Origin of the sequence: Pseudomonas sp. BR20 (assembly GCF_050780135.1) — a bacterium.
Taxonomy (GTDB): Bacteria; Pseudomonadota; Gammaproteobacteria; order Pseudomonadales; family Pseudomonadaceae; genus Aquipseudomonas.
The window spans coordinates 560,098-586,124 of the sequence record NZ_CP172012.1 but is presented as its reverse complement, the minus strand read 5'-3'; the positions used below and the strand labels follow the sequence as shown (position 1 = coordinate 586,124).

General features: G+C 60.7%; 25 protein-coding genes and 1 tRNA gene. 15 read left to right on the top strand and 11 right to left on the bottom strand.

Translation table 11 applies throughout. The features are described from left to right. Positions 1–103: 103 nt before the first annotated feature. The 3 genes from ACHPFG_RS02575 to ACHPFG_RS02565 are packed head-to-tail and all read left to right on the top strand — an operon-like array spanning position 104 to position 3,527. Positions 104–1,399 carry a murein hydrolase activator EnvC family protein gene (locus ACHPFG_RS02575; protein ID WP_065940745.1) on the top strand — a complete coding sequence of 432 codons (1,296 nt, stop codon included), beginning with the start codon at positions 104–106 and terminating at the stop codon, positions 1,397–1,399. 30 nt (positions 1,400–1,429) lie between these two features. Further along, the gene (locus ACHPFG_RS02570; RefSeq protein WP_131696914.1) at positions 1,430–2,746 is read left to right on the top strand and encodes a S41 family peptidase; all 1,317 of its coding nucleotides are present in this window, start codon (positions 1,430–1,432) and stop codon (positions 2,744–2,746) included. 1 nt (position 2,747) lies between these two features. After that, the gene (locus ACHPFG_RS02565) at positions 2,748–3,527 is read left to right on the top strand and encodes a divergent polysaccharide deacetylase family protein (protein ID WP_431701538.1); all 780 of its coding nucleotides are present in this window, start codon (positions 2,748–2,750) and stop codon (positions 3,525–3,527) included. Here the strand turns inward: ACHPFG_RS02565 and ACHPFG_RS02560 are convergent. From ACHPFG_RS02560 to ACHPFG_RS02530, 7 genes are all read right to left on the bottom strand, one after another. Then, positions 3,518–4,276 (bottom strand): substrate-binding periplasmic protein, encoded by a 759-nt coding sequence (locus tag ACHPFG_RS02560; protein ID WP_167655943.1) that lies wholly within the window; start codon positions 4,274–4,276, stop codon positions 3,518–3,520. The genes ACHPFG_RS02565 and ACHPFG_RS02560 overlap by 10 nt on opposite strands. A 66-nt stretch (positions 4,277–4,342) precedes the next feature. Then, positions 4,343–5,113 carry an imidazole glycerol phosphate synthase subunit HisF gene (hisF, locus tag ACHPFG_RS02555; RefSeq protein WP_003171107.1) on the bottom strand — a complete coding sequence of 257 codons (771 nt, stop codon included), beginning with the start codon at positions 5,111–5,113 and terminating at the stop codon, positions 4,343–4,345. A gap of 9 nt (positions 5,114–5,122) precedes the next feature. Further along, positions 5,123–5,860 carry a 1-(5-phosphoribosyl)-5-[(5-phosphoribosylamino)methylideneamino]imidazole-4-carboxamide isomerase gene (hisA, locus tag ACHPFG_RS02550; RefSeq protein WP_407693535.1) on the bottom strand — a complete coding sequence of 246 codons (738 nt, stop codon included), beginning with the start codon at positions 5,858–5,860 and terminating at the stop codon, positions 5,123–5,125. Positions 5,861–5,898: 38 nt separating this feature from the next. Then, complete coding sequence (locus ACHPFG_RS02545) at positions 5,899–6,156, bottom strand: DUF2164 domain-containing protein (protein WP_010213888.1); 258 nt, start codon at positions 6,154–6,156, stop codon at positions 5,899–5,901. Then, positions 6,157–6,795: an imidazole glycerol phosphate synthase subunit HisH gene (gene hisH, locus ACHPFG_RS02540; protein WP_131696918.1), complete on the bottom strand. Its 639-nt coding sequence runs from the start codon at positions 6,793–6,795 to the stop codon at positions 6,157–6,159. Then, positions 6,795–7,388 (bottom strand): imidazoleglycerol-phosphate dehydratase HisB, encoded by a 594-nt coding sequence (gene hisB, locus ACHPFG_RS02535; RefSeq protein WP_003218037.1) that lies wholly within the window; start codon positions 7,386–7,388, stop codon positions 6,795–6,797. Before hisB ends, hisH begins: the two co-directional genes overlap by 1 nt. 169 nt (positions 7,389–7,557) lie before the next feature. Continuing rightward, positions 7,558–9,219: an OFA family MFS transporter gene (locus ACHPFG_RS02530; RefSeq protein WP_431701537.1), complete on the bottom strand. Its 1,662-nt coding sequence runs from the start codon at positions 9,217–9,219 to the stop codon at positions 7,558–7,560. Between the two features lie 325 nt (positions 9,220–9,544). On the opposite strand from ACHPFG_RS02530, the gene ACHPFG_RS02525 reads away from it, so the two are divergent. The 4 genes from ACHPFG_RS02525 to ACHPFG_RS02510 all read left to right on the top strand — a co-directional run bounded on the left by ACHPFG_RS02525 (position 9,545) and on the right by ACHPFG_RS02510 (position 13,267). Continuing rightward, positions 9,545–11,755, top strand: coding sequence for an AsmA family protein (locus tag ACHPFG_RS02525; protein ID WP_431701536.1), 2,211 nt, complete (start codon positions 9,545–9,547; stop codon positions 11,753–11,755). Next, a complete protein-coding gene (gene mutY, locus ACHPFG_RS02520) occupies positions 11,752–12,819 on the top strand; it encodes an A/G-specific adenine glycosylase (protein ID WP_431701535.1) in 1,068 nt (355 codons plus the stop codon). Before ACHPFG_RS02525 ends, mutY begins: the two co-directional genes overlap by 4 nt. After that, positions 12,816–13,088, top strand: coding sequence for an oxidative damage protection protein (locus ACHPFG_RS02515; protein WP_027605083.1), 273 nt, complete (start codon positions 12,816–12,818; stop codon positions 13,086–13,088). Before mutY ends, ACHPFG_RS02515 begins: the two co-directional genes overlap by 4 nt. Before the next feature lie 103 nt (positions 13,089–13,191). Then, a tRNA-Phe gene (locus tag ACHPFG_RS02510) sits at positions 13,192–13,267 on the top strand. 121 nt (positions 13,268–13,388) lie between these two features. Here the strand turns inward: ACHPFG_RS02510 and ACHPFG_RS02505 are convergent. Both ACHPFG_RS02505 and ACHPFG_RS02500 read right to left on the bottom strand, forming a co-directional pair. Next, a complete protein-coding gene (locus ACHPFG_RS02505; RefSeq protein ID WP_431701534.1) occupies positions 13,389–14,993 on the bottom strand; it encodes an ArnT family glycosyltransferase in 1,605 nt (534 codons plus the stop codon). An 85-nt stretch (positions 14,994–15,078) separates the two neighbouring features. After that, positions 15,079–16,044, bottom strand: coding sequence for an arsenic resistance protein (locus ACHPFG_RS02500; RefSeq protein ID WP_431701533.1), 966 nt, complete (start codon positions 16,042–16,044; stop codon positions 15,079–15,081). Between the two features lie 169 nt (positions 16,045–16,213). Between ACHPFG_RS02500 and ACHPFG_RS02495 the strand changes: the two genes are divergently transcribed. Beyond that, positions 16,214–17,152: an alpha/beta hydrolase family protein gene (locus ACHPFG_RS02495; protein ID WP_431701532.1), complete on the top strand. Its 939-nt coding sequence runs from the start codon at positions 16,214–16,216 to the stop codon at positions 17,150–17,152. A 17-nt stretch (positions 17,153–17,169) separates the two neighbouring features. After that, positions 17,170–17,583 carry a hypothetical protein gene (locus tag ACHPFG_RS02490; RefSeq protein ID WP_259244530.1) on the top strand — a complete coding sequence of 138 codons (414 nt, stop codon included), beginning with the start codon at positions 17,170–17,172 and terminating at the stop codon, positions 17,581–17,583. A 140-nt stretch (positions 17,584–17,723) separates the two neighbouring features. Here ACHPFG_RS02490 and gabP read toward each other — a convergent pair whose 3' ends face one another. After that, positions 17,724–19,115 (bottom strand): GABA permease, encoded by a 1,392-nt coding sequence (gabP, locus tag ACHPFG_RS02485; RefSeq protein ID WP_431701531.1) that lies wholly within the window; start codon positions 19,113–19,115, stop codon positions 17,724–17,726. A gap of 556 nt (positions 19,116–19,671) precedes the next feature. Between gabP and ACHPFG_RS02480 the strand changes: the two genes are divergently transcribed. From ACHPFG_RS02480 to ACHPFG_RS02460, 5 genes are all read left to right on the top strand, one after another. Then, positions 19,672–20,445, top strand: coding sequence for an ABC transporter ATP-binding protein (locus tag ACHPFG_RS02480; RefSeq protein ID WP_431701530.1), 774 nt, complete (start codon positions 19,672–19,674; stop codon positions 20,443–20,445). A gap of 13 nt (positions 20,446–20,458) precedes the next feature. Continuing rightward, positions 20,459–21,211, top strand: coding sequence for an ABC transporter substrate-binding protein (locus ACHPFG_RS02475; RefSeq protein WP_431701529.1), 753 nt, complete (start codon positions 20,459–20,461; stop codon positions 21,209–21,211). A 74-nt stretch (positions 21,212–21,285) separates the two neighbouring features. Continuing rightward, complete coding sequence (locus ACHPFG_RS02470) at positions 21,286–21,978, top strand: ABC transporter permease (protein ID WP_145335859.1); 693 nt, start codon at positions 21,286–21,288, stop codon at positions 21,976–21,978. After that, entirely contained in the window at positions 21,978–22,667 is a 690-nt protein-coding gene (locus tag ACHPFG_RS02465; protein WP_131696929.1) for an ABC transporter permease, read from the top strand. The genes ACHPFG_RS02470 and ACHPFG_RS02465 overlap by 1 nt, the downstream gene beginning before the upstream one ends. Next, positions 22,648–23,835 (top strand): methyltransferase, encoded by a 1,188-nt coding sequence (locus ACHPFG_RS02460; RefSeq protein ID WP_431701528.1) that lies wholly within the window; start codon positions 22,648–22,650, stop codon positions 23,833–23,835. Before ACHPFG_RS02465 ends, ACHPFG_RS02460 begins: the two co-directional genes overlap by 20 nt. 241 nt (positions 23,836–24,076) lie before the next feature. Here ACHPFG_RS02460 and bcsQ read toward each other — a convergent pair whose 3' ends face one another. Next, entirely contained in the window at positions 24,077–25,036 is a 960-nt protein-coding gene (gene bcsQ / locus ACHPFG_RS02455; protein WP_431701527.1) for a cellulose biosynthesis protein BcsQ, read from the bottom strand. A 290-nt stretch (positions 25,037–25,326) separates the two neighbouring features. On the opposite strand from bcsQ, the gene lapG reads away from it, so the two are divergent. Continuing rightward, positions 25,327–26,019: a cysteine protease LapG gene (gene lapG / locus ACHPFG_RS02450; RefSeq protein ID WP_431703429.1), complete on the top strand. Its 693-nt coding sequence runs from the start codon at positions 25,327–25,329 to the stop codon at positions 26,017–26,019. The last annotated feature ends 8 nt before the right edge of the window (positions 26,020–26,027 follow it).

The following is a 26,027-nucleotide window of genomic DNA, read 5'->3' as shown; positions in this document are numbered from 1 at the left end:
ACCACTCGGCACCTATCTTGCCTTCCAGTCCGAATTGGGCGTTTTTTTTGCGGCGCTTGGCGGGCATACTAGGCCGTCCCTTTCCCTGGTGTCGCCCGCCTCTATGCTTCGCGCCTTGATTACCCTTGCTCTTGTCTGCCTGCTCCAACCGGCGTTTGCCGACGAGCGTGCACAAACTCAACAACAGTTGGACGCTACGCGTCAGGACATTACCGAGCTGAAAAAACTGCTCGGCAAGCTCCAGGAAGAAAAATCCGGGGTGCAGAAAGACCTGCGCGGCACGGAAACCGAAATGGGCAAGCTGGAGAAGCAGGTCCAGGAGCTGCAAAAAGAACTAAAGAAGAGCGAGTCGGAACTGGAGCGACTCGACGCTGAGAAAAAAAAACTCCAGAGCGCACGCGTTGAACAGCAACGCTTGATCGCAATCCAGGCCCGCGCCGCCTACCAGAGCGGCCGCCAGGAATACCTCAAGCTGTTGCTAAACCAGCAGAACCCGGAAAAATTCGCGCGCACCCTGACCTACTATGACTACCTGAGCAAAGCCCGCCTGGAGCAATTGAAAAGCTTCAACGAGACCCTGCGCCAGTTGGCCAACGTCGAACAGGAAATCGCCAACCAGCAATCGCAGCTGGAGGACCAGAAAGCCAGCCTCAACGCCCAGCGCGACGAGCTGGACAAGGTCCGCAAGGAGCGCCAGCTGGCCCTGGCCAAGCTCAATGACGACGTGAAGGCCCGCGACGCCAAGCTCCAGGCCCGCGAGCAAGACCAGGCCGACCTGGCCAAAGTGCTCAAGACCATTGAAGAAACCCTGGCACGCCAGGCACGTGAGGCCGAAGAAGCGCGACAGAAAGCGCTGATCGCCCAGCAGGAAGCCGAAAAAAAGCGCCAGCGTGAGGCCGAACTGGCAGCCACCACCGATGCCCCGGCGCCCCGCAAACCGGCGCATGCCGCTCCTGGCCCGCTGGTTTCCAGTGCTGGCGAGTCCTTCGGCGGGCCTTTTGCTTCAGCGCGCGGCAAACTTCCATGGCCAGTTGATGGTCGACTACTGGCACGCTTTGGGGAAACCCGTGGCGATGACACCCGCGCCAAGTGGGATGGGGTGATGATCAGCGCCTCTGCCGGCAGCCAGGTCCATGCCGTACATGGTGGGCGCGTGGTGTTTGCCGATTGGCTGCGGGGCGCCGGTTTGTTGGTGATTCTCGACCACGGTAATGGCTATTTAAGCCTTTATGGCCACAATCAGACGTTACTCAAGTCGGCAGGTGATGTTGTAAAAGCCGGTGAATCCATCTCCACTGTCGGTAACAGTGGCGGCCAGGACACCCCAGCGCTGTACTTCGCTATTCGTCAGCAGGGTCGCCCGAGCGATCCCGCACAATGGTGCCGGTCCCAAGGATAGGGTCGCATCTACATTAGGAGTTCGTTCGACATGCTGCATTTGTCCCGCCTCACTTCGCTGGCCCTGACGATCGCCCTGGTGATCGGCGCGCCTCTGGCTTTTGCCGACCAGGCCGCCCCGGCTGCACCCGCCGCCACGGCCGCGACCACCAAGGCGCCGTTGCCGCTGGACGAGCTGCGCACCTTTGCCGAGGTCATGGACCGGATCAAGGCAGCCTATGTCGAACCTGTAGACGACAAGACCCTGCTGGAAAATGCCATCAAGGGCATGCTCAGCAACCTCGATCCGCACTCCGCCTACCTCGGCCCGGAAGATTTCGCCGAGCTGCAGGAAAGCACCAGCGGCGAATTCGGCGGCCTGGGCATTGAAGTCGGCGCCGAGGACGGCAATATCAAGGTGGTCTCGCCAATCGATGACACCCCGGCGTCCAAGGCCGGCATCCAGGCCGGTGACTTTATCGTCAAGATCAACGGCCAGCCGACCCGTGGCCAGACCATGACCGAAGCCGTCGACAAGATGCGCGGCAAGATCGGCCAGAAAATCACCCTGACCCTGGTGCGCGACGGCGGCAACCCGTTTGACGTGACGCTCACCCGCGCAACCATCGTGGTCAAGAGCGTGAAGAGCCAGCTGCTGGAATCGGGCTACGGTTACATCCGCATCACCCAATTCCAGGTCAAGACCGGCGACGAAGTGGCCAAGGCCCTGGCCAAGCTGCGCAAGGACAACGGCAAGAAACTCAGCGGCATCGTGCTCGACCTGCGTAACAACCCAGGCGGCGTCCTGCAGTCGGCGGTGGAAGTGGTCGACCACTTCATCACCAAGGGCCTGATCGTCTACACCAAGGGTCGTATCGCCAACTCCGAGCTGCGCTTCTCGGCCACCGGCAACGACCTCAGCGAAAACGTACCCTTGGCTGTGCTGATTAACGGCGGCAGCGCCTCGGCGTCGGAAATCGTCGCCGGCGCCCTGCAAGACCAGAAACGCGGCGTGCTGATGGGCACCACCAGCTTCGGCAAAGGCTCGGTGCAGACCGTGTTGCCGCTGAACAACGAGCGTGCGCTGAAGATCACCACCGCGCTGTACTACACGCCGAACGGCCGCTCGATCCAGGCCCAGGGCATCGTGCCGGACATCGAAGTGCGCAAGGCCAAGATCACCAACGAAATCGACAGCGAGTACTACAAGGAAGCGGATCTGCAAGGTCACCTGGGCAATGGCAACGGCGGTGCCGACCAGCCAACCGGCAGCAGCAAGAAAGCCAAGCCGATGCCGCAGGACGACGATTACCAGCTGGCCCAGGCGCTGAGCCTGCTCAAGGGCTTGAGCATTACACGCAGTCGTTGATATGCGTGTTGCCCTGATCATCGCTGTGCTATGCAGCCTGGCAGGGGTCGCCCACGCGGCCCCTGCCAGCGAATCCCACAAAGCCTACCTGACCCTCATCATCGACGACCTGGGGCAAAACCTGACCCGGGATCGTCGCGTGCTGGCCCTGCCTGGGCCGGTGACCACGGCGGTCATGCCCGACACGCCCCACGCCGCCGAATTCGCCCGCGAAGCGCACAAGGCCGGCAAGATCGTGATCCTGCACATGCCCATGGACCCCGCCACCGGCCCGTTCGCCTGGCACCCCGAGCTGCCTATCGAAGAGTTGGGCAAACGCCTGGACGCGGCCTTCAACGCCGTGCCCTATACCGCCGGTATCAACAACCACATGGGCAGCCGCATGACCGCGCAACCGGCCGCCATGGCCTGGCTGATGGCCGAGTTGCAACGGCGCAACAAGTTCTTCGTCGACAGCCGCACCAGCGCGCAGACCGTAGCCGCTGCCGAAGCGCAGAAGATTGGCCTGGCGCATGTTTCGCGGGATGTGTTCCTCGATGACGAACGCACCGAAGCGGCGATCACCACGCAACTGCAAACCGCGATCAAACTGGCGCACAAACAGGGTTCGGCGGTGATGATCGGCCACCCTTACCCACAAACCCTGGCAGTGCTGGAGCGCGAGTTGCCCAAGCTCAAGGCCCAGGGCATCGACTGGATAGATATCAAGTTGATGATCAGTGTGCGCAGCAATCAAGCCATGGCTGGGCACGGCAAGAACGGCACCTACCGCTACAAATAGTTCGCCATGATCTGTTCCACCCGCCCTTCAGAGCGCAACTGATCCAACGCCGCCTGCAGCTTGGCTACCGTCTCATCCGGCACATCCTTGTTCAGCGCCAGGTACAACTGGGCACTGTTGAACCGCAGCACGGTCTTGAGCCCCGTCACACCGACCTGACGCGCAAGATAACGCCCGGCCGGGTCGCCGGTGGCCCACAGGTCGATCTGGCCATCCATAAGCTTTTGCGCGTTGTCCTGGTCGCGCAACACCACCACCGGGTTAAGGCCCTGCTTCTCCAGGGTCTCGGCGATGGCGTCGCCTTTATAGGCGCCGATCCTGTAGCGCCGCGCGTGCTCCAGGTCATCGAGCTGGATCTTGCTGTCGGCTTTGGCCAGCAGCACCCAATCATCCGGGCCGATGGGGCCGACCCACTTGAACAGCGCTTCACGATCCGGCAGACGCGCCATCACGAACACGCCATAGCCGGGCTTCTCCAGGGCGAGTTTGTAGATTCGCTCCCAGGGGAAACGCAGGGTGAGATTGTAGGAAATGCCGGCACGCTTGAAGGTCTCGCGCACGATGTCCACGGCGATGCCTTCGATGTTCTCGTCCTTGGCGAAGTTCTTACCGTTCCTGGCCATGTTGTAGGGCGGGAAATTTTCCGTCAGCAACACCAGGGAGGCGTCAGACGGTTCCTCTGTGCAATGGGCCGAGCCGGCCAGGAGAATGGACGTGCTGGCGACAGCAAGAAGCAGTTGTTTGAACATGAAGGCTACCGGAATCCATGGCAAGCGCAGAGAGTGCCGCGCGCCTGCCATGGTGTCCAGCAACGTTTAGCGAACGACGATACCGCGCGCCGCCATGTAGGCCTTGGCCTCAGGAACGGTGTATTCGCCAAAGTGAAAAATACTCGCCGCCAGCACCGCGCTGGCATGGCCTTCGATCACGCCGTCGGCCAGGTGTTGCAGGTTACCGACACCGCCTGAGGCGATCACCGGAATACCCAGCGCATCGCTGATAGCGCGGGTCACCCCCAGGTCGAAGCCGTTCTTCATGCCGTCCTGGTCCATGCTGGTCAGCAGGATTTCCCCGGCGCCCAGGCCTTCCATCTTCATCGCCCACTCCACCGCGTCCAGGCCGGTCGGTTTGCGACCGCCGTGGGTGAAGATCTCCCAGCGCGGGGTTTCGCCCGGGCCGGAGACTTTCTTGGCGTCGATGGCTACCACGATGCATTGCGAGCCGAAGTGCTGCGCGGCTTCGCCGACGAACTCCGGGTTGAACACCGCAGCGGTATTGATCGAGACCTTGTCCGCACCGGCATTGAGCAGGTTGCGGATGTCTTGCACGGTGCGCACGCCACCGCCCACGGTCAGCGGGATAAACACCTGGCTGGCCATGCGCTCGACGGTATGCAGCGTGGTGTCGCGGCCGTCGACGCTGGCGGTGATGTCGAGAAAGGTAATCTCGTCGGCACCTTGCTCATCGTAGCGACGGGCGATTTCCACCGGGTCGCCGGCGTCACGGATGTTCTCGAACTTGACGCCCTTGACCACGCGACCGTTGTCGACGTCCAGGCAAGGGATGATGCGTTTGGCCAGCGCCATGGTCAGTCCTCAGCCGTTGTAGGCATCGCAGTAAGCCTGGGCTTCGGCGACGTCCAGGGTACCTTCGTAGATCGCACGGCCGGTGATGGCGCCGATGATCCCTGGCGCCTTGGCGTCCAGCAGCGACTTGATGTCGCCCAGGTTGTGAATACCGCCGGAAGCGATCACCGGGATCCTGGTCGCAGCGGCCAGCGCAGCGGTGAACGGCACGTTGCAGCCCTGCATCATGCCGTCTTTGGCGATGTCGGTATAAACGATGGCGGACACGCCGTCGGCTTCGAACTGCCTGGCCAGGTCGATGACTTGCACGGTGCTGATTTCAGCCCAGCCGTCGGTGGCGACGAAACCGTCTTTAGCGTCCAGGCCCACGATCACTTTGCCCGGGAACGCGCGGCAGGCTTCGGCGACGAAGGCCGGGTCTTTCACGGCCTTGGTGCCGATGATCACGTAGCTCACGCCGGCCTTGACGTAATGCTCGATGGTTTCCAGCGAGCGGATACCGCCGCCGATCTGGATCGGCAGGTTCGGGTAGCGCCTGGCGATCGCGGTGACCACCTCGCCGTTGACCGGCTGGCCTTCGAAGGCGCCGTTCAAGTCCACCAGATGCAGACGACGGCAGCCCCCTTCCACCCATTTGGCAGCCATGCTCACCGGGTCATCGGAGAACACGGTGGAATCTTCCATACGGCCTTGGCGCAGACGTACGCAGGCGCCGTCCTTGAGATCGATAGCGGGGATAATCAGCATCTGGCAAACCTTATTCGATATTCAGCAATGCTTGGAAATCAGGGTTTCTCAAGCGACCACAGGTCGCTTTCGATGCTTTCGAACCTTTCTTTAAGGAGCGTCTGCGTATCGAAAATCGCCCTGTTGTAATAATGCGGAGCCACTTCGGTGGTGAACAGCTCAAGAATCTCGGCGACCTCGAACGAGCCCAGCTTGAGCTCGAAGCGGTCTTCCATGAAGCGCTTGATCTTGAGGGTAGCCTCACTCTCCTGTTCGGGCGTGAGGTTCAAGATTGGCTGCTTCGGCTTCCTGGCCATTTACCAGCGCCCGTCCCAGGCGGCGAAGTTCTGCAGCAATTGCAGGCCATGGGTATGGCTCTTCTCCGGGTGGAACTGCACGGCAAACCGCGAACCTTCGGCCAACGCTGCGGCGAAGTCGACGCCGTAGTGCCCGCCCCCCACCACCTGGCCCGGTTTACCGGCGGCGATGTAGTAGCTGTGCACGAAGTAGAAACGCGCCATGTCCGGCACTTCGTGCCACAGCGGGTGATCCACGGTCTGGCGGACTTCGTTCCAGCCCATGTGCGGGACTTTCAGGTGTTCGCCGTCTTCATGCAGGTCTTTGCCGAAGAACTTCACTTTGCCCGGGAACAGGCCGATGCAGTCAACGCCGTCGTTCTCTTCACTGCTGTCGAGCAGGGCTTGCATGCCCACGCAGATGCCGAGGAACGGGCGATCCTGGCTGACTTCGCGCACCAGGCTGTCAAAGCCCAGGCGGCGAATTTCGGCCATGCAATCGCGAATTGCACCTACACCGGGGAACACCACGCGGTCGGCTTCGCGAATCACGTTGGCATCGCTGGTGATCAGCACCTTGCCGGCCCCTACGTGCTCGAGGGCCTTGGCCACCGAGTGCAGGTTACCCATGCCGTAATCGATAACCGCGACCGTCTGCATTACAGGACGCCCTTGGTCGAGGGCATTTGCCCGGCCATGCGGTCATCCAGCTCCACGGCCATGCGCAGCGCGCGGCCGAAAGCCTTGAACACGGTTTCGATCTGGTGGTGGGTGTTGGTGCCGCGCAGGTTGTCGATGTGCAGGCTGACGAGTGCGTGGTTGACGAAGCCCTGGAAGAATTCCTGGAACAGGTCGACATCGAAGCCGCCCACGGTGGCGCGGGTGTACGGCACGTGCATCTGCAGGCCTGGGCGGCCGGAGAAGTCGATGACCACACGCGACAGCGCTTCGTCCAACGGGACATAGGCGTGGCCGTAGCGACGGATGCCTTTTTTGTCGCCGATAGCCTTGGCAAACGCCTGGCCGAGGGTGATGCCTACGTCTTCCACCGTGTGGTGGTCGTCGATATGCAGGTCGCCCTTGCTGACGATATCCAGGTCGATCAGCCCGTGACGGGCGATCTGGTCCAGCATGTGCTCAAGAAAAGGTACACCGATATCAAATCGGGCCTTTCCGGTGCCATCCAGGTTGATCGAGGCTTTGATCTGGGTTTCCAGAGTGTCGCGCTCGACGGACGCCTTACGTTCGGCCATCACCAGCTCCGCAAAATCATTGGGCGAAAAAGGCAGCCATTATAGGGGCGCGGGCGCTAAACAGAAACATCGAAGGGGATAAGACTGACGAGTTGAAGAGGGGAGTGTCGGGGATAGACATGTGTATACAAGCGGGCGCTCCAGGATGGTGCGCCCGCTTGCAGTCAACTTAGTGGAACAGTACCGCCGTCTTCTGCAGGGTCACCCACACACCCCACGCCAACGGAATACCCACCACCAACCAGGCGGCGATCGCCAATGGCACGGTGCCGGACGCGGCTTTCCACTCCAGGGAAGTGGTGGCATCAGCCCCTTTGTCATGGCCCAGCGCTTGCTCTGCGGCAAGTTCTGCATCGGTCATGAAGTACTTGTCGGCCACCGGGCGGACCAGCATGTTGCAAATAAAGCCCAGCACCAGCAGACCCGCGAGGATATACAAGGTGATGTCATAGGCCGCAGCACGGTCGACGCCGATGCTCAGTTGATATTCACGCAGGTAGTTCACCAGCACCGGGCCCAATACGCCCGCGGCTGCCCATGCGGTCAGCAGGCGACCGTGGATCGCGCCGACCATCTGGGTACCGAACAGGTCGGCCAGGTAGGCCGGGACGGTCGCAAAACCACCGCCGTACATCGACAGGATGATGCAGAACGCCGCGACGAACAGCGCCACGTTGCCCAGGTGCCCCAGGTTCGGGATCAGCGCATACAGGGCAAAGCCCAGGGCGAAGAACACGAAGTAGGTGTTTTTACGCCCCAGGTAGTCGGAGAACGACGCCCAGAAGAACCGGCCACCGATGTTGAACAGGCTCAACAAACCGGTGAAGCCCGCAGCGATGGCAGCAATCGACGCCAATTGCCCGGCGTCCAACTGGCCAAACGGCACATCAACACCCAGCAGCTTGCCACCGAACACTTCCTGCAGCAGCGGCGAAGCCATGCCGAGGATGCCGATACCGGCCGATACGTTCAGGCACAGCACCAGCCATACGAGGCGGAATTGCGGGGTTTTCCACGCCACATTCACGTGCACGTGACGGTGAGTGATCATCGCGTTACTGGCTTTTTTCGCCGGCGCGGTCCAGCCCTCAGGCTTCCAGCCGGTCGGTGGGACACGGTAGGACAGCGCGCCGCCGATCATGAACACGAAGTAGATCGCGGCCATCACCAGGAAACTCTGCCATACGCCCACGCTGGTCGGCGAAGCGAAGTGCCCCATCAGCGCAGCAGCCAGCGGGGCGCCCACCATTGCGCCGCCGCCGAAGCCCATGATCGCCATGCCGGTAGCCATGCCGCGCTTGTCCGGGAACCACTTGATCAGGGTCGATACGGGCGAGATATACCCCAGGCCCAGGCCGATACCGCCAATGACCCCGGAGCCGATCCACATCAGCCAGATCTGGTGGGTATAGATACCCAATGCCGAGATCAGCAGGCCGCCGCACCAGCACAGAGCCGACACAACACCGGCCTTACGTGGTCCGGCATGTTCCAGCCAGCCGCCCCAGATCGCTGCCGAGCAGCCCAGGAAGATGAAGAACAGGGTGTAGATCCAGCCCAGCATGGAGATGGGCCAGTCGCATTGTGACGAGAAGACTTGGGCAATGAAGCTCATGTCCGGTGCGCAGGCGACCGGCTTGGTGATACCCAGCGCCTTGGACAGCGGCAGCCAGAACACCGAGAAGCCGTAGGCCATGCCGATGCACAGGTGGATGGCCAGGGCGGCCGGTGGAACCAGCCAGCGGTTGAACCCGGGCTTGGCGATAATGCGCTCCTTGGACAGGAACGCAGGCTGTGCGGCGGTAGTGTCGGCCACAGTGCTAGTGCTCATTGATGTATCCCCCAGTTATTAGTATGCGTTCGTCAGGCGCTCTCTCCCTCGGCCTTGCACGCAAAGCGTGGCCGTTTTTGTAGAGTGAAGCTCCATTTTGGCGCGACGATAAGTCGCAGAAGGCGAACGAACGGCCGAAGATTAGCATTAGCGAGTGACAGAAAAACCAAAATGACATCATCTTTTTGCGATTTTTCGGTTTTATTGACGTCAAAAACCCGTTTTCGCCGCCATGGATACAATGTAACGATCGGTGACCTGACGCAGGCCGTCGGGCGTTATACTCTGCGGCTAAATTTTGAAATCGACATACAAGGACTCGCCCATGAAAGCGTTCGGCAAAATCCTGGGTCTGGTACTTCTCGGGCTGTTGCTGATCATTGTGGCTCTGGGCTTTGCCCTGACCCATCTCTTCGATCCCAACGACTATAAAGACGAGATTCGCCAGATTGCCCGCGACAAGGCCCACATCGAGCTGACGCTCAATGGCGATATCGGTTGGAGCCTGTTCCCCTGGCTCGGCCTTGAACTGCACGAGGCCAGCGTGGCGACCCTGACCACGCCGACCCAACCCTTCGCCGACCTGCAAATGCTCGGCCTGTCGGTGCGCGTGCTGCCGCTGCTGCGTCGCGAGGTGCAGATGAGCGATGTGCGTGTCGAAGGCCTGAACCTGCGCCTCAACCGCGACAAGCAGGGCCATGGCAACTGGGAAGACATCGGCAAGAACGCGCCGGTGGCAACTGCCGGAACCCCCGCGCCAGCGCAAGCGCCTGCTGAGCCCGAAGCGGAAAAACCGTCAAAGCCGATCCGCCTGGATATCGACAGCCTGACGGTCAACAACGCCCGCGTCGAATACAACGATGAACAGACCGGCAAGCAATTCAGCGCCGAAAGTATCCAGCTGAGCACCGGCGCCGTGCACGAAGGTGCGAGCATCCCGGTGAAACTCACCGCCTTCTTCGGCAGCAACCAGCCGGTGATGCGCGTCAAGACCGAACTCAACGGCAACCTGCGTATCGAGCGCGCGCTCAAGCGCTACCAGTTCGAAGACATGAAAGTTACCGGCGAAGCCACGGGCGAGCCGCTGCAAGGCAAGACCGTGACCTTCTCCACCCAGGGCCAGTTACTGGTGGACCAGGCGGCCAATATCGCCGAATGGACCAACCTGAAACTCTCGGCCAACCAACTGCGCGCCCTGGGCGAGCTGAAGGTCAACGACCTGGACAAGACCCCGCAGCTCAGCGGCGCGCTGTCCATCGCCCAGTTTGACCTGGCCAAGTTCCTCGACAGCGTCGGCAACCCGCTGCCGCCCATGGCCGAGGGCAGCCTGAGCAAGGTCGAGTTGGTCAGCCGCCTCCAGGGCACCCCGACCAGCCTGGCGCTGGAAGACCTGAACCTGAAACTCGATGGCAGCACCTTCACCGGCCGCGTCGCCGTGGACGACTTTGCCAAGCAAGCGCTACGCGTGCAGCTCAAGGGCGATACCTTCAACGCCGACAACTACCTGCCGGCCAAGTCCGAATCCGCCAAGGGCGCAACCGCCGCCCGCCAGGCCGAAGTGCAGAACAGCGAAGCCGGCGCCATGGCGGCCGGGGGCACCACTCCACTGCCGGAAGCACCGACCAAAGGCGCCTGGAGCACGGACAAACTGCTGCCACTGGCCCACCTGCGCAAGCTGGATGTCAATGCCGACCTCGCCTTCGGCCAACTGACCCTGAGTAAATTGCCGATCCAGAATGCCGTGCTGAAGGCGTCCGGCGTCGACGGCCAACTCAAGCTCGACACCCTGAGCGGCGGGCTCTACAACGGCACCTTCCAGGCCAACGGCAGCCTGGACGTACGCCAGGATATTCCGCTGCTGGCCCTGCAAAGCCGGATCAAGCAGGTACCGGTCGAACGTATCCTGCAGGCCCAGGGACAAACGCCACCGGTGAAAGGCCAGGTCACCCTCGACAGCAACCTCAGCGGCCGCGGCAACAGCCAGAAAGCCCTGATCGACAGCCTCAACGGTACCGCCAGCTTTGTGATCAACAACGGCGTGCTGCTCAACGCCAACCTCGAGCAGCAACTGTGCACCGGTATCGCCCTGCTCAACCGCAAGACCTTGAGCGGCGAACAGCGCGGTAAGGACACACCGTTCCAGGAGTTGAAGGGCAACCTGACCTTCCGTAATGGCGTCGCCAACAACCCCGACCTGAAAGTGCGCATCCCAGGGCTGGCGGTCAACGGCAACGGTGACGTCGACCTGCGCGTACTGGGTATGGATTACCGCGTCGGCATCATCGTCGAAGGCGACCAGCGCGAAGTACCGGACCCGGCCTGCGAAGTCGGCGCCAACTTCCAGGGCATCGAAGTGCCGCTGCGCTGCCGTGGCCCGCTGGAACTCGGCGCCAAAGCCTGTCGCCTGGACAAGGACGGCCTGAGCCAGGTCGCGATCAAGGCGGCCGGCAACAAGCTCAGCGAGAAGCTGGAAGAGAAGCTCGACAAGGTCAACCCGCAGCTCAAAGATGCTTTGAAAGGCCTGTTCAAACGATGAGAAACGAGCAGTTTTCAACGGCGGTGCTGGACTGGTACGACCGCCACGGCCGCCATGACCTGCCCTGGCAACAGGGCATCACGCCTTACCGGGTGTGGGTCTCGGAGATCATGCTGCAACAGACCCAGGTCAGCACCGTACTCAATTACTTCGACCGCTTCATGGCCTCGCTGCCAACGGTCGAAGCCCTCGCCGCCGCGCCGGAAGACGAGGTGCTGCACCTGTGGACCGGCCTGGGCTATTACACTCGAGCACGCAACCTGCAAAAGACCGCGAAGATCATCGTGGCCGAGTACGGCGGCGAATTTCCCAGGGATGTAGAAAAGCTCACTGAGTTGCCCGGCATTGGCCTGTCTACCGCCGGCGCGATTGCCAGCCTGAGCATGGGCCTGCGCGCGCCGATCCTCGACGGCAACGTCAAGCGCGTGCTGGCACGCTTTACCGCGCAAGAAGGCTACCCAGGCGAACCGAAGGTGGCCAAGCAGCTGTGGGCCACCGCAGAACGCTTCACCCCCCATGATCGCGTTAATGCCTATACCCAGGCGATGATGGACATGGGCGCCACCCTCTGCACGCGCAGCAAGCCCAGCTGCCTGCTGTGCCCGCTGGAAAAAAACTGCGAAGCCCATATGCTCGGCCTGGAGACCCGCTACCCGATCCCCAAGCCGCGCAAGACCATCCCGCAGAAGCGCACGCTGATGCCGCTGCTGGCCAATGCCGAAGGGGCGATTCTGCTTTACCGTCGCCCTTCCACGGGCCTGTGGGGGGGGTTGTGGAGCCTGCCCGAGCTGGACGGCCTGCAAGACCTCGAACACCTGGCCAACCAGCACGCGCTCGAACTGGGCAAGCACCAGGCACTGCCAGGGCTGATCCACACTTTCAGTCATTTCCAACTGGCCATCGAACCCTGGCTGGTCCAGGTCGAGGAAACCGCCCATCACGTGGCCGAGGCCGACTGGCTCTGGTATAACCTCGCCACCCCGCCGCGCCTGGGCCTTGCCGCCCCGGTAAAGAAACTGCTGAAGCGCGCGTCCGATGTATTGAACGCAGGAGAGTCGTCATGACCCGCACCGTAATGTGCCGCAAGTACAACGAAGAATTGCCAGGCCTGGAACGCCCTCCGTACCCAGGTGCGAAGGGCCAGGACATTTTCGATCACATCTCCGCTCAGGCATGGGGCGACTGGCTGAAACACCAGACGCTGCTGATCAATGAAAAACGCCTGAACATGATGAACGCCGAAGACCGTAAATACCTGTCAGGCGAAATGGACAAGTTCTTTTCCGGCGAGGATTACGCCAAGGCCGACGGCTACGTGCCACCTGCTCAATAATTGATCAAAAACCGGGGTCGGCACGTAAGCGACGGTAATAATTAAATATTTTTTGAAAACTTGCTTGACGACCCCCTGAAAAACCCGTTTAATGCGCCCCGTTGCCCAGATAGCTCAGTCGGTAGAGCAGGGGATTGAAAATCCCCGTGTCGGCGGTTCGATTCCGTCTCTGGGCACCACTATTTAGTTTCAGGTGGTGCAAATGTCATCTGAAACACACAAAAAACCCGCCTGGTGCGGGTTTTTTGTTGCCTGCAGTTTGAGCTATCCAAATCGTAATTTTGAGATGAAGCGGCTGATTCATTCCAGCCGAAACACCATCAGTGGGTTGTCATTCAAACGCCCTTCAAAACTTGGCGCCTGATGCTCCAGAGGCGTGTCCTTGAGCAATGCGGTTTCCTTACGCGCCACAATGACCCACGACGGTCGCGGTAACGCGCTCAATCGTTCGATGTCTGCAGCGCTGATAAACGACGGCTGCTCGTCATGATCCAGATTCATCATGTAGCGCACCGCCCAGGTGTCCCTGCCGAGATTCAGGAACACCAGTGGCCCAGGCTGCAATACGCGAAGTGCTTCCACCTGACGGACGAATTGCCGAGTGTCGAACTGCAAATCCTTGGCGGGCTCCACCACCGTCACCAGCACCAGCCACTGTGCAGCCAGCGCGAATACGCTGAGCCACACCAGCCGCTCAATGCGTCGCCAGGCAATCAGCGCCGCCACTTGCAGCACCACCAGCGCGCTAATCAACAACGGCAACGAGACGCCAGGCCAGTAACCGTGTTTCTGCCACCCATGCCGGCAGACAAACACGACAACCACGCACAACGCCGGTAGCGCTGCGACAAGCCCCTCATAGCATCGACGCACCCCGGCGAGCCAGCCTCGCGCCTGGAGCAGCCCATAGGCAGCGACAGCGGCAAACATCGGCACCATGGGCAGAATGTAATAGGCGCGTTTGAAGTGCGGCACCGACAACCCGATCAAGATCATCAAGCCGCAGGCACCGAGCCGCATCACCAGTTGCACAGGGTCATCGAACCGTTCACTCCAGCGATGACGAAGCGCAACCAATGTGGCCAACGCCAACGGGACCACAGGGAAATAGCGGTACAAACTCAGCTGGAAATAGAAATAGAACGGCTCGCCGGCTTCATCGAGGCGCCCGCCCACTTGCATCTTGAACACCTCATCTGCAAACGCATCGCCACCGCTGATACGCGCCAGCTTCACCAGCAGCCACCAACATGCCGCCAGCAACACCAGGCCCACGATTCCGTGAGCTAAAACCTGCTTGACCCGCTCGCCGGGACGACCCAGCGCCCAATACACGCACACCACGCCACAGACTTCGATCAAGCCCAATGGCCCGCGTATCGCGAACCCCAGGATGAACAGCGGGAACACCGCGAGCTGGCGCCATCGCGAGCCGAGGCGCTCACCGCTGTGCAGCAGGTAGAAACTGCCCACACAAAGCAAAGCCACCATCTGGTCCAGGCAGACCGAGCGCGACTTTTCCAGCAGTTGGGTGGTGAGCAACGTCAGTAGCACCGTGAGCAGCGCCCATGGGCGACTCGCCGGGACCAGCAAGCGGTAGATCAAGGCCACGACCCCGGCGGATGCAAGGGCAGTGGGCAGCACATTGGCCAGGTGGTTGGGCGCCCCGAACAGCCGGGCAAATACGTAACTGAAGAAGGTCGCGGTACCGGGGTAGTCCGCGTAGGGCTGCCCATAGGTGGTGGGGAAAAGACTCGCACCATGGCGAAACATTTCCTGCAGGAACAGCGCCCAGCGCCCGTCAAAGCCCTGGGGTTGCTGGTCCCAGATACCCAGCGTGAACAGCAACAGCGCGAACAGGAAAATGCCCAGGGACTCCAGGCGGAAACGGTTGCAGTGATCCATGGGTTGGCCTGTCAGGTAGGGAACGCCGACCTAGGGTGCCGAACGTATCCCTAATAGCGGCTGAACAAACCTGAACATTCACATTTCACCGACCTGCAGGCCACACCAGCCTCGGGATCAGGCGCACGTAGATCAACTCGCCCACCAATTCGACCAGGGTTTGCAGGATCACCGCCGTCGCCGCCAGCCCACGCACATCGTCGGGCAAGGCCAGCGCCAGGGGCAGCACCACCAGCGAATTCCGTGTCGACGCGCTGAACGTCACTGCCCGGGCCGTAACCGCCGGCAGCGCGAACAACCGCGACGCCAGCGTCCCCATTAACGGCGCCAGCACCAGAAAGCCGATATACACCGGGATCAACGGCAGCATCAGGCTGATGTCACGTACCACCGAAGTGATCTGCGAACCGATCACCACGAACAACACCCCCGCCATCGCCGGCACCGGCCACCATGCCCAGGCATTGTTCCAGGCATTGATAAGCGCCGATCTGCGCGCCAGGGATGCAGTGATCACCGCCAGCACCATCGGCACCACAATCAACAATACAAACGCCTCTATAAACGGCCCCACCGCTACCACCACCCCGGACTGCGCCCCCAGCATCAACCCCAGGTACACCGGCAACAGCAGCAACTGCAGCAACAACAGCACCGGCGTCGCCGCCAGCATCAAGCGTGAATCGCCTTTACCGATATGGGTAAACACCACCACGTAGTCGATACACGGCGTCAGCAACACCAGCAATGCGCCCACAAGTAACGCCGGGCGCTCCACCAGGCCACGGGTCAACACCCACACCAGCAACGGCACGAGGATGAAATTGGCCAACAGCAACGCCGACAGAAAGCGCTTGTGACTCAAGCTCTGGCGCAGATCCAGAAAAGGGATTTGCAGGAACATCGCATACATCAACACCGCAATGGCGGGCGTGACCAGCACGCCGAGGCCATGGGCCAACGAAGGCGCGAGCAGGCCGAAAGCGGCAGCCAGGAGGACAGCGGCGAAGTAGAGGGGGATCTGGTTGTGTTCGAGGGTGTCGCGGGTCATGGTCGAGCTCAGATCAATCGAAAGATCGTCAGCCTATGCACCCAAAGGGCCAAGGTCGAGCATCATGGCCATCTTCACCCCCATGGCGCGCTAGATTTGTTAATTTCGGTTGCCTATAAAAAGCGCGTGAGCCTCCAGGTACCACAAAGCGCACGGATCGAGCGGACCTATGAACCTGCCAACCCGCCCCACCCAAGAAGCATTCCTCGAATCCGCCGCAGACGGCCACCCCCTCGGCGGCTTCACCTGGCGCCACCCGCGCACCGACCTTGAACGCCCGGTCGTCATCATCAACGCCGCCACCTCCGTGCGCTGCCGCCACTACTCACGTTTCGCCGATTACCTGTTCGCCAACGGCTTCGACGTGATCACCTACGACTATCGCGGCATCGGCGAGTCGCGCAGCGGTTCGTTGCGCGGTTTCAAGGCGTCGTGGTCGGATTGGGGCACGCTGGATTTCGAAGCGATCCTGCTGCGGGCACAGCGGGAGTTTCCAGGCCAACCGATTGATGTGGTCGGCCACAGTTTTGGCGGCTGTGCGGCGGGGCTGGGTGCATCCGGCGCGGTGATCCGGCGAATCGTGACCGTGGGCGCGCAGTTCGCTTACTGGCGCGATTACGCAGCCGTCGGACGCTGGCAGATGTTTGCCAAATGGCATGTGGTAATGCCGTTGGTCACGGCACTCTGTGGGTATTTTCCCGGCAAGCGCTTGGGTTGGCTGGAGGATACGCCGGCAGGCGTGGTGCGCGACTGGAGCACACCAACGCCCAGGTATGAGACGCGACCCAGCGGGCGTGCCCTGGCCGACGTGCCATTCAGTCGTGTGAAGGCGCAGGTGCTGGCGATCAGCATCACCGACGACCCGTTCGGCACCGTGGCGGCGATTGAGCGATTGCTGGGCTATTTCGCAAACAGCGAGCGCACCCATCTGCGCATCGCCCCGGAAGATATCGGCGAAAAACAGGTCGGACATTTCGCGTTCTTTCGCAGCGAGTATCAGGATCGGTTGTGGCCGATTGCATTGGCATGGCTTGAACACGGCCAATTAACGGCGGATACCCTTGGGATTTCCCTCAACCTGCGCTTCAATACCCCACCCAGATCCTGACCCAAGGACGTGAGCCCATGGCCTCGCCGAACAAACAGCAAAAACGTGCCCACCGGGCCAAGGCCAAGGCCAAGCAGAACCGCACCCAACGCGCCGTCGCGAGCAAGCCGGATGCATTTTCCGGCGATGACGACCGAATTGACCTTGAGTCGGTGGATTTGACCGAGCTATTCGTCGAGATGCGCACCGCCGGCGAGACCAGCCAGCAGGCCCTCTGCGCGGTATTCCTGGCCCACCCCCTGCTCGCGCTGGTGCTGGAGCAGGAAGGCGAAGAAGAAGCCACCGACTTTATCCTGGCGGCACTGATCGAGTATCGGCAGTGGGCCACGGACAGCGACGATGAAACCGCCGCACTGGCGTGGATAGAGTCGCCGCAGTTCCAGGCCGATTACGTCGCCGCATCCCAGGCGCTCACCAACTCCCAAGACTGACGCAAAACAAAATGTGGGAGGGGGCTTGCCCGCGATAGCGTGGTATCAGTCAATTAGATGTCGACTGACGCACCGCTATCGGGGGCAAGCCCCCTCCCACATTTGAACTGCGGCGCAATCAAGCACCGCATTCCATCACATCAATTCAGCACCGCAGCGCCTGCTCTCTGCGCCTTGCGACGGCTCGACACAAACAACCCCGCCGCCACCACCAGCAAGCTCAAGACCCCAGTCGCGATGATCTCGACCCGGTGCGCTTCCTGGAACAGCATGATGGTCAACGTGCCGACGATGAACACCATCACCGCGTAGGTCAGCCCTGGAAACAGCCACATCTTGAAGACAATTTTCTCGCCCGCAGCCACGCGTTTCTGGCGCATGCGCAGTTGCGACACCGCAATCACCAGGTACACCAGCAGCGCGATGGCGCCGGAGCTGGCCAGCAGGAATTCGAATACCGCAGCCGGTGCCACGTAGTTGGCAAATACCGCCAGGAACGCAGCGCCAGTGGACAGCAACACCGCCCAGTAAGGCGTGCCGCTCTTGTTGGTGCGCTTGGACACGGCCGGTGCATCGCCGCGGCGGCCCAGGGAGAACAGCATGCGCGAAGCGGTGTACAGCGCCGAGTTCAGGCAGCTGGTCACGGCAACCAAGACCACCAGGTCGACGATCAGCTTGGCGTTCGGAATACCCATGCGTTCCAGCACGGTCTGGTAGGAACCTACGGCCGCCAGGGTTGGATCATTCCAAGGCACCAGGGACACGACGATGAAGATCGACAACAGGTAGAACAAGCCAATCCGCCAGATCACCGAGTTGGTGGCCTTGGTGATTTGCTGGCCCGGGTTCTTCGATTCGGCCGCAGCGATGGTGACGATCTCGGTGCCCATGAAGGAGAACATGGTGGTCAGGATCGCCGCCAGTACTGCGCCCATGCCGTTGGGCATAAAGCCTTGGGTGTCAAAGAGGTGAGAAACGCCGCTGACCTGGCTGGTCGGCAGGAAGCCGAAAATCGCCGCCAGGCCGAGGATCACAAAACCTACGATCGCCACGACCTTGATCAACGCAAACCAGAACTCGAACTCACCGTAGTTCTTCACGCTGAACAGGTTGGTGGCCGTCAGCAGCAGGGTGATGATCAGCGTGAAGGCCCAGATGGCCACATTCGGGAACCAGGCGTGGAGAATGGTCGCGGCGGCGTTGGCTTCCAACGGAATCACCAGCACCCAGAACCACCAGTACAGCCAGCCGATAGTAAAACCGGCCCAGTGACCGATCGCACGGTCGGCATAGGTGGAGAACGAACCGGTGTCCGGCGACGCCACGGCCATTTCGGCCAGCATGCGCATCACCAATACCACCAGCGTACCCGCTGCGGCATACGCCAGCAGGACCGCAGGGCCGGCGGCAGCAATCGCGTGGCCGGAGCCGACAAACAAACCGGCACCAATGACGCCGGCAATCGACAGCATGGTGACGTGACGCGGTTTGAGCCCCTGTTCGAGGTCATTGGAGCTTTGCGTACTACTCATTGACACACCTTTGCGAGGAATTGCGAAAACGGTCCGCCCGGCCTGGGCTCTTCCTCGTGAAAAGAAACCAACAGGGCGTTCTTTATTTTTTACGCAAGATTTGCGCCAAAATGTTACAAGACCGCGATTGACGCGGCCTGTAGGACGATTCAACAGTCATCGCAAGTCATTGAGAACAATGGCATTTAGCTATAGCGTTACCGTGCGACTCACTTTCAACACGAACAAACGCACCAAAAGCACACACAAAAAGTACACGGCGCGCCATAAAGGGGCCGATAGGTACCGTTTGCCCGTTTAACCCTTCCAACACCCGTCCAAAGCTGGCACCATCGCGCCCTTTTTTACGCGAAGCCTGCGGGATTCACGGGTTCAAACGGTTGTTCGGTTGTTGATGGCGCGACACCCTGCTGTACCGATGCGACACCCTGCCGCACACCGCCCGTTTACCGCCCGCCGCGCTGTTGGCCGCCATCAAGACGCTATGCTAGCTTGGCGCCTCGCCAGGAAGGCGGCCCAACAGCGAAGATCGCAATGAACACAATGAGGACCCCACATGGCCGAGGCCACGCCCGCGCTTGAAATCCGCAACTTGCATAAACGCTATGGTGAGCTGGAGGTACTCAAAGGTATCTCGCTGACCGCTCGCGACGGCGATGTGATCTCGATCCTGGGTTCCTCCGGTTCCGGCAAGTCCACGTTCCTGCGCTGCATCAACCTGCTGGAAAACCCGCACCAGGGCCAGATCCTCGTGGCCGGCGAAGAACTCAAGCTCAAGGCCGCGAAAAACGGCGAGCTGACGGCCGCCGACGGCAAGCAGATCAACCGCCTGCGTAGCGAAATCGGTTTTGTGTTTCAAAACTTTAACCTGTGGCCACACATGAGCATCCTCGACAACATCATCGAGGCCCCTCGTCGCGTGCTCGGCCAGAGCAAGGCCGAGGCAATAGACGTGGCCGAAGCCCTGCTGGACAAGGTCGGCATCGCCGACAAGCGCCACGCCTACCCCGCGCAATTGTCCGGCGGCCAGCAACAACGGGCCGCCATCGCGCGCACCCTGGCGATGCAGCCCAAGGTCATCCTGTTCGACGAGCCCACTTCAGCCCTTGACCCGGAAATGGTCCAGGAAGTACTTAATGTGATCCGCGCGCTGGCCGAAGAAGGCCGCACCATGCTGCTGGTCACCCACGAAATGGGCTTCGCCCGTCAGGTCTCCAGTGAAGTGGTGTTCCTCCACCAGGGCCTGATCGAAGAGCAAGGATCGCCACAGCAGGTGTTTGAAAACCCGCTTTCGGCGCGCTGCAAACAATTCATGTCCAGCAACCGCTAACGGAGCAACATGCATGCAGAACTATAAAAAATTCCTTCTGGCCGCGGCCGTCTCGATGGCGTTCAGCGCCACGGCCATGGCAGAAACCTTGACCATGGGGATCGAAGCGGCCTACCCGCCGTTCAACAATAAAGACGCCAGCGGCAACGTGGTCGGCTTCGACAAAGACATCGGCGACGCCCTGTGCGCGAAGATGAAAGTCGAGAAGTGCGACGTGTATGTGTCCGACTGGGACGGCATCATCCCGGCCCTGAATGCCAAGAAATTCGACTTCCTGGTGTCCTCGCTGTCGATCACCGACGAGCGCAAGCAAGCCGTCGACTTCACCGATCCGTACTACTCCAACAAGCTGCAGTTCATCGCGCCTAAAGCCACCGCAGACTTCAAGACCGACGCCGGCTACCTGAAGGGCAAGGTCATCGGCGCACAGCGCGCAACGCTGGCCGGCACGTACCTGGAAGACAAGCTGCCTGACACCGAAGCCAAGCTCTACGACACCCAGGAAAACGCCTACCTCGACCTGACGTCCGGCCGCCTCGACGGCATCCTCGCCGACAAGTACGTGCAGTACGAATGGCTCAAGAGCAAAGACGGCCAGGTCTACGAGTTCAAGGGCGACCCGGTTGTAGAGAGCGACAAGATCGGGATCGCCGTACGCAAGGGCGACCCCCTGCGCGAGCGCCTGAACAAAGCCCTGGCAGAGATCAAGGCAGACGGCACCTACAAGAAGATCAACGACAAGTACTTCCCGTTCAGCATCGAATGATCTGAACGGCCTGCCCGGCGCGCGCCTTTGAGCGCGCCGGCTTTCAGCAATGCCTGCCGCGATATGAAAACACCATGAATTTCGATCTCTACGGATTCGGCCCGGCGCTCGCTGCCGGCGCGCTGATGACCGTCAAACTGGCGCTCACGGCATTATGCCTGGGGCTGGTACTCGGCCTCGCCGGTGCCCTGGCCAAGACTTCCCCCTACAAGCCGTTGCAATGGCTGGGCGGTACTTACTCGACAATCGTTCGCGGTGTGCCGGAACTGCTGTGGGTGCTGCTGATTTACTTCGGCACGATCAACGCCATGCGCTCACTGGGTGAGTTGCTCGACATTCCCGACCTGTCCCTCAGCGCCTTTGCCGCTGGCGTGATCGCGCTGGGCCTGTGTTTCGGCGCCTACGCCACGGAAGTGCTGCGGGGCGCGATCATCTCCATTCCCAAAGGCCACCGCGAAGCGGGTGTGGCGCTGGGCCTGTCGAAGTTTCGTATCTTTACCCGGTTGATCATGCCGCAGATGTGGCGCATCGCCCTGCCGGGGCTGGGCAATCTGTTCCTGATCCTGATGAAAGATACCGCGCTGGTCACGGTCATCGGCCTCGAAGAAATCATGCGCCATGCGCAGATCGCCGTAACCGTCACTAAACAGCCTTTCACCTTCTATATGGTCGCCGCGTTCATCTACCTGGCCCTGACGTCGCTGTCGATGGTGGCTATGCACTTCCTGGAACAACGCGCCGCCCGCGGCTTCGTGAGGACGACGTAATGGAATGGGAAGTCATCATCAAGTGGCTGCCGAAGTTTATCCAGGGCGCCATCCTGACCCTGGAACTGGTAAGCATCGCTGTGATCCTCGGCCTGATCCTGGCCATCCCGCTGGGCATCGCGCGCTCGTCCAGGCACCTGTCTGTGCGCGCCCTGCCCTACGCCTACATCTTTTTCTTTCGCGGTACGCCGCTGCTGGTGCAATTGTTCCTGGTCTATTACGGCCTGGCTCAATTCGAAAGCATCCGCTCAAGCTTCATGTGGACGTACCTGCGCGACCCATTCTGGTGTGCCACCGCCACCATGACGCTGCACACCGCCGCATATATCGCCGAGATCCTGCGGGGCGCCATCCAGGCGATCCCTCCCGGCGAAATCGAAGCAGCCCGTGCGTTGGGCATGTCCAGGCCCAAGACGCTGTTCTACATCATCCTGCCCCGGGCCGCGCGCATCGGATTGCCGGCCTACAGCAACGAAGTCATCCTGATGCTCAAGGCCAGCTCGCTGGCGAGCACCGTGACCCTGCTGGAGCTGACCGGCATGGCCAGGACGATCATCGCGCGCAACTACCTGACCGTGGAGATGTTCTTCACCGCCGGCGTGTTCTACCTGCTGATCTCCTTCCTGCTGGTGCGCGGCTTCAAACTGCTGGAACGCTGGCTGCGCGTCGATGCCTGCCAGGGACGTTGAAGCCCGCTTCAAGGCGCTGGATGCGTTTCTGATCGAGCACCAAGGGCTGTGGCGACCACGGCCCTTTATTCATCGGCAATTGCCTTGGGAAACCGAGCATCCGGAACTGGCCCGGTGGCTGCGTCAACGCTCGTTGTCCGACGCAGAAACCAGCCATAACCACCCCCACACCCTACCGGCGCCAGCGCCTTTTCCCACACTGGCCCGCGAAGCCTTGCGTCTCAGTGCTGTGGATAAGTTACCGACGCATCCCCTGCACCCCGCCGCGCGCCGCCTGAATGTCGATGTACCCGGGCGCAAATGGCAGCAAATCGAAGCCTTCGGTGCCGCGCTGGTCTTTGCGCAAACACCCCGGCATTGGCTGGACTGGTGCGCCGGCAAGGGCCACCTCGGCCGCCGCCTGCTGCACACCGGCCAACAGCTGACCTGCCTGGAATACGACCCGGCGCTGATCGCGGCAGGCCAGGCCTTGAGCGACCAGCATGGATTGCCCGTCACCCATCGCCTGCAAGACGTGATGGCCGATGTGGCGCTCGGCCCCGAACACACGCCTGTCGCTCTGCACGCCTGCGGTGACCTGCACGTGCGTCTGCTGCAAGTAGCCAGTGCCGTCGGCTGCAAACAGCTGGCGCTGGCGCCCTGCTGCTATAACCGCATCAACGCGGCGACTTACCAGCCGCTTTCCAATGCGGGCCGTGCTTCACGTTTGCAACTATCGGTTGATGACCTTGGCCTGCCGCTGAGCGAAACCGTCACCGCGGGTAAACGCGTGCGCCGGCAACGGGACATGTCGATGGCCCGACGCCTGGGTTTCGATCAGTTACAACGCCAGTTACGCAACTGCGACGACTACCTGCCCACACCGTCCCTGCCCGCCAGCTGGCTGGACAAATCCTTCGCCGACTACTGCCAGGCGTTGGCAAGCCTCAAAGGGTTATCCACAGGTGAACAGGATTGGGCGGCGCTGGAGGCGCACGGCTGGCAGCGGTTGGCCGAGGTCAGGAACCTGGAGTTGGTGCGTGGGCTGTTTCGGCGCCCACTTGAAGTGTGGCTGGTACTGGATCGGGCACTGTTTCTTACCGAACGTGGCTACACGGTCGAAGTGGGCAGCTTCTGCGAAACTGCACTGACACCACGCAACTTGATGGTGCTTGCCGAGCGCAATTAAGGGGCAACATTGTCGCACCCCAACCTGTGGATAACTCTGTTGATGAAATCATTACAGAGCCTGTAGCCATCAGCGCTACAGGCAAAAAGCCACGCTGTTCATTTTTTGTTCACAGAATAAAACGCACGTAAAACAGGCAGTTGCGGCGTGTTGAGAACGGCTGCACAAAACGGCAGTTTCGTGACACCCGCACCACACCGATTGTGCATAAGCATCTGGCGTTAAGCGTATAAACCGCGATTTACGAGCGCTTTTTACGAGCGATCAATAATCGGCTAAGTTCGCTGATATCGTCACCGGCCATGCTCTGGACCGAGTTATCCAGCGGGTCGGCTGCAAAGGCCAGGGCTTCGCTGATCGCCGGATCACGGTGAACGACTTCCAACGGGTATTCGCCTCGACGCAGCTTGAACGCATCGAGCATATCCAGGTTAAACGCCGAGTTTTCGTCCAGTTGATTGATCACAAGGTGACAACGGGGTGGGCTTTCACCCTCAAGATGGGGCGCCAGCAGTGCGTCCAATTGATCCAGCGTGCCGAGGCATGCGGCATTTGGTTGGGCGACGACCAGCACAATGTCGGCCACGCTCAACGCCTGATGGAGATAAACATTGTTCCCTGCGGGGGTATCGACGATCACCGTATGCCCTTCACTCAGCCCCAGTGCCGACAAGCGCTGAGCCAGCCACTTCGGCTCGCGGGTCAGCCAACGTTGCAGGTTGTCCTTCTGCTGGGTGTCGATGTCGCCAAAGGGGATTACCTGACATCCGGCGAAACCCGATTGCAGGATGCTCTGCCAGGGCGTGTTGAGCAGGCTGCTACGGCCCAGGCCAGGCAGCTCATGGTCGACACCAAAGTGCTGGCGCAAGGCGTTCTGGGGATCCAGGTCCACCGCCACGACCGATTCACCGAGACGCTGCAGGCCGCTGCTCAGAGCCGTCGCCAAGGTGCTGCGACCCACGCCACCATTGACCGACACCAACGCCACTATGGTCGGGCATAGCGCGCTCAATGGCTCATCTTGCGGATGTTCATGGGGGTGAGTCCCATGGGCACTTATGCGCGAACCATCCTTGAGGTTTACCCGAGTGCCATCATCGAACGGAATGCTGCCAAAAAAGTGCAAACGCGCATTTCTTCCCGTGGGATCCCGGGAAACGTTCTTGCCGAACAAGGCGAATAGATCATCAGTGCGGCTCATAGCTGGAGCTCCTTCACGGCGCCATATAAAGACGCGAAAGGTCGGCAAGGTAAGGCTTCACCGAAGGTCTTTTTGTAGGCGTTTTCGTTGCCACATTCTGTGACAGCACTAAGGAAGTGTCATTATTTTGATGAAATCACTCCGGTACTTTCAGACGAGCGGAAAAAAGCCAATTTAATGACGGACATTTACTACAATTCAATGGCGGTGATTTCATCGTGCCATTGTTTTTTAGCCAGTATCACCGCACCATTGCCGCACCTTCAATGCTGCAAGCTTGGGTAATCGCAGTGGCGATACGCTTTAAACTCCCTCGAATTCTGTACGGTCTTGCCATCACGCTGTTGCTGGGCGGCGGCCTGCTGGGCGATTTACTCGCCGATTGGGATTTCAGCCAAATCAGCCGCCGCGCCGAGTCGCTGTATGGGCCGCTGGGCGCCGGGCGTCAGCGCATCGATGCCTGGCAACAATTGCTATCGACGCAAAAGCAGGTGAGTGAGACCGAGCAGCTCAACGTGGTGAATTTGTTCTTCAACCGCCAGTTGCGCTACCAGGAAGACATCGACCTGTGGCACGAGATTGACTATTGGGCGACCCCCATTCAATCCCTGTGGAAAGGCGCCGGCGACTGTGAAGACTACGCCATCGCCAAATACTTCAGCCTGCGGCACTTGGGCGTACCGGCCGAGAAGCTGCGCATAACCTACGTCAAGGCCTTGCGCCAGAATCGTGCGCATATGGTGCTGACATACTATGCAAGCCCCGAAGCCATGCCGTTGGTGCTGGACAGCCTGATGGACCCCATTCTACCTGCCAGCCAACGTCCAGACCTGCTGCCTGTTTATGCGTTTAACGGCGAAGGGCTGTGGCTGCCGGGCGCTGCGGGCAACAAAAAAGTCGGTGATACCAAGCGCCTGTCACGCTGGCAGGATGTCTTGAAGAAAATGACCGCAGAAGGGTTTCCGGCCAGTTCGGATAATTAACAGGAGCT

Excerpts from the sequence above, each read along its gene's own strand:
- ACHPFG_RS02575 (WP_065940745.1), top strand. The coding sequence starts at position 104 with ATGCTTCGCGCCTTGATTACCCTTGCTCTTGTCTGCCTGCTCCAACCG.
- ACHPFG_RS02465 (WP_131696929.1), top strand. The coding sequence starts at position 21,978 with ATGGAATGGGAAGTCATCATCAAGTGGCTGCCGAAGTTTATCCAGGGC.
- ACHPFG_RS02545 (WP_010213888.1), bottom strand. The coding sequence starts at position 6,156 with ATGGCCAGGAAGCCGAAGCAGCCAATCTTGAACCTCACGCCCGAACAG.
- ACHPFG_RS02530 (WP_431701537.1), bottom strand. The coding sequence starts at position 9,219 with ATGAGCACTAGCACTGTGGCCGACACTACCGCCGCACAGCCTGCGTTC.
- hisH (WP_131696918.1), bottom strand. The coding sequence starts at position 6,795 with ATGCAGACGGTCGCGGTTATCGATTACGGCATGGGTAACCTGCACTCG.
- gabP (WP_431701531.1), bottom strand. The coding sequence starts at position 19,115 with ATGAGTAGTACGCAAAGCTCCAATGACCTCGAACAGGGGCTCAAACCG.
- ACHPFG_RS02495 (WP_431701532.1), top strand. The coding sequence starts at position 16,214 with ATGAACCTGCCAACCCGCCCCACCCAAGAAGCATTCCTCGAATCCGCC.
- ACHPFG_RS02515 (WP_027605083.1), top strand. The coding sequence starts at position 12,816 with ATGACCCGCACCGTAATGTGCCGCAAGTACAACGAAGAATTGCCAGGC.
- bcsQ (WP_431701527.1), bottom strand. The coding sequence starts at position 25,036 with ATGAGCCGCACTGATGATCTATTCGCCTTGTTCGGCAAGAACGTTTCC.
- ACHPFG_RS02560 (WP_167655943.1), bottom strand. The coding sequence starts at position 4,276 with ATGTTCAAACAACTGCTTCTTGCTGTCGCCAGCACGTCCATTCTCCTG.
- ACHPFG_RS02500 (WP_431701533.1), bottom strand. The coding sequence starts at position 16,044 with ATGACCCGCGACACCCTCGAACACAACCAGATCCCCCTCTACTTCGCC.
- ACHPFG_RS02505 (WP_431701534.1), bottom strand. The coding sequence starts at position 14,993 with ATGGATCACTGCAACCGTTTCCGCCTGGAGTCCCTGGGCATTTTCCTG.
- ACHPFG_RS02565 (WP_431701538.1), top strand. The coding sequence starts at position 2,748 with ATGCGTGTTGCCCTGATCATCGCTGTGCTATGCAGCCTGGCAGGGGTC.
- hisB (WP_003218037.1), bottom strand. The coding sequence starts at position 7,388 with ATGGCCGAACGTAAGGCGTCCGTCGAGCGCGACACTCTGGAAACCCAG.
- mutY (WP_431701535.1), top strand. The coding sequence starts at position 11,752 with ATGAGAAACGAGCAGTTTTCAACGGCGGTGCTGGACTGGTACGACCGC.
- ACHPFG_RS02525 (WP_431701536.1), top strand. The coding sequence starts at position 9,545 with ATGAAAGCGTTCGGCAAAATCCTGGGTCTGGTACTTCTCGGGCTGTTG.
- ACHPFG_RS02490 (WP_259244530.1), top strand. The coding sequence starts at position 17,170 with ATGGCCTCGCCGAACAAACAGCAAAAACGTGCCCACCGGGCCAAGGCC.
- ACHPFG_RS02570 (WP_131696914.1), top strand. The coding sequence starts at position 1,430 with ATGCTGCATTTGTCCCGCCTCACTTCGCTGGCCCTGACGATCGCCCTG.
- ACHPFG_RS02480 (WP_431701530.1), top strand. The coding sequence starts at position 19,672 with ATGGCCGAGGCCACGCCCGCGCTTGAAATCCGCAACTTGCATAAACGC.
- ACHPFG_RS02475 (WP_431701529.1), top strand. The coding sequence starts at position 20,459 with ATGCAGAACTATAAAAAATTCCTTCTGGCCGCGGCCGTCTCGATGGCG.
- ACHPFG_RS02460 (WP_431701528.1), top strand. The coding sequence starts at position 22,648 with ATGCCTGCCAGGGACGTTGAAGCCCGCTTCAAGGCGCTGGATGCGTTT.
- hisF (WP_003171107.1), bottom strand. The coding sequence starts at position 5,113 with ATGGCGCTGGCCAAACGCATCATCCCTTGCCTGGACGTCGACAACGGT.
- ACHPFG_RS02470 (WP_145335859.1), top strand. The coding sequence starts at position 21,286 with ATGAATTTCGATCTCTACGGATTCGGCCCGGCGCTCGCTGCCGGCGCG.
- hisA (WP_407693535.1), bottom strand. The coding sequence starts at position 5,860 with ATGCTGATTATCCCCGCTATCGATCTCAAGGACGGCGCCTGCGTACGT.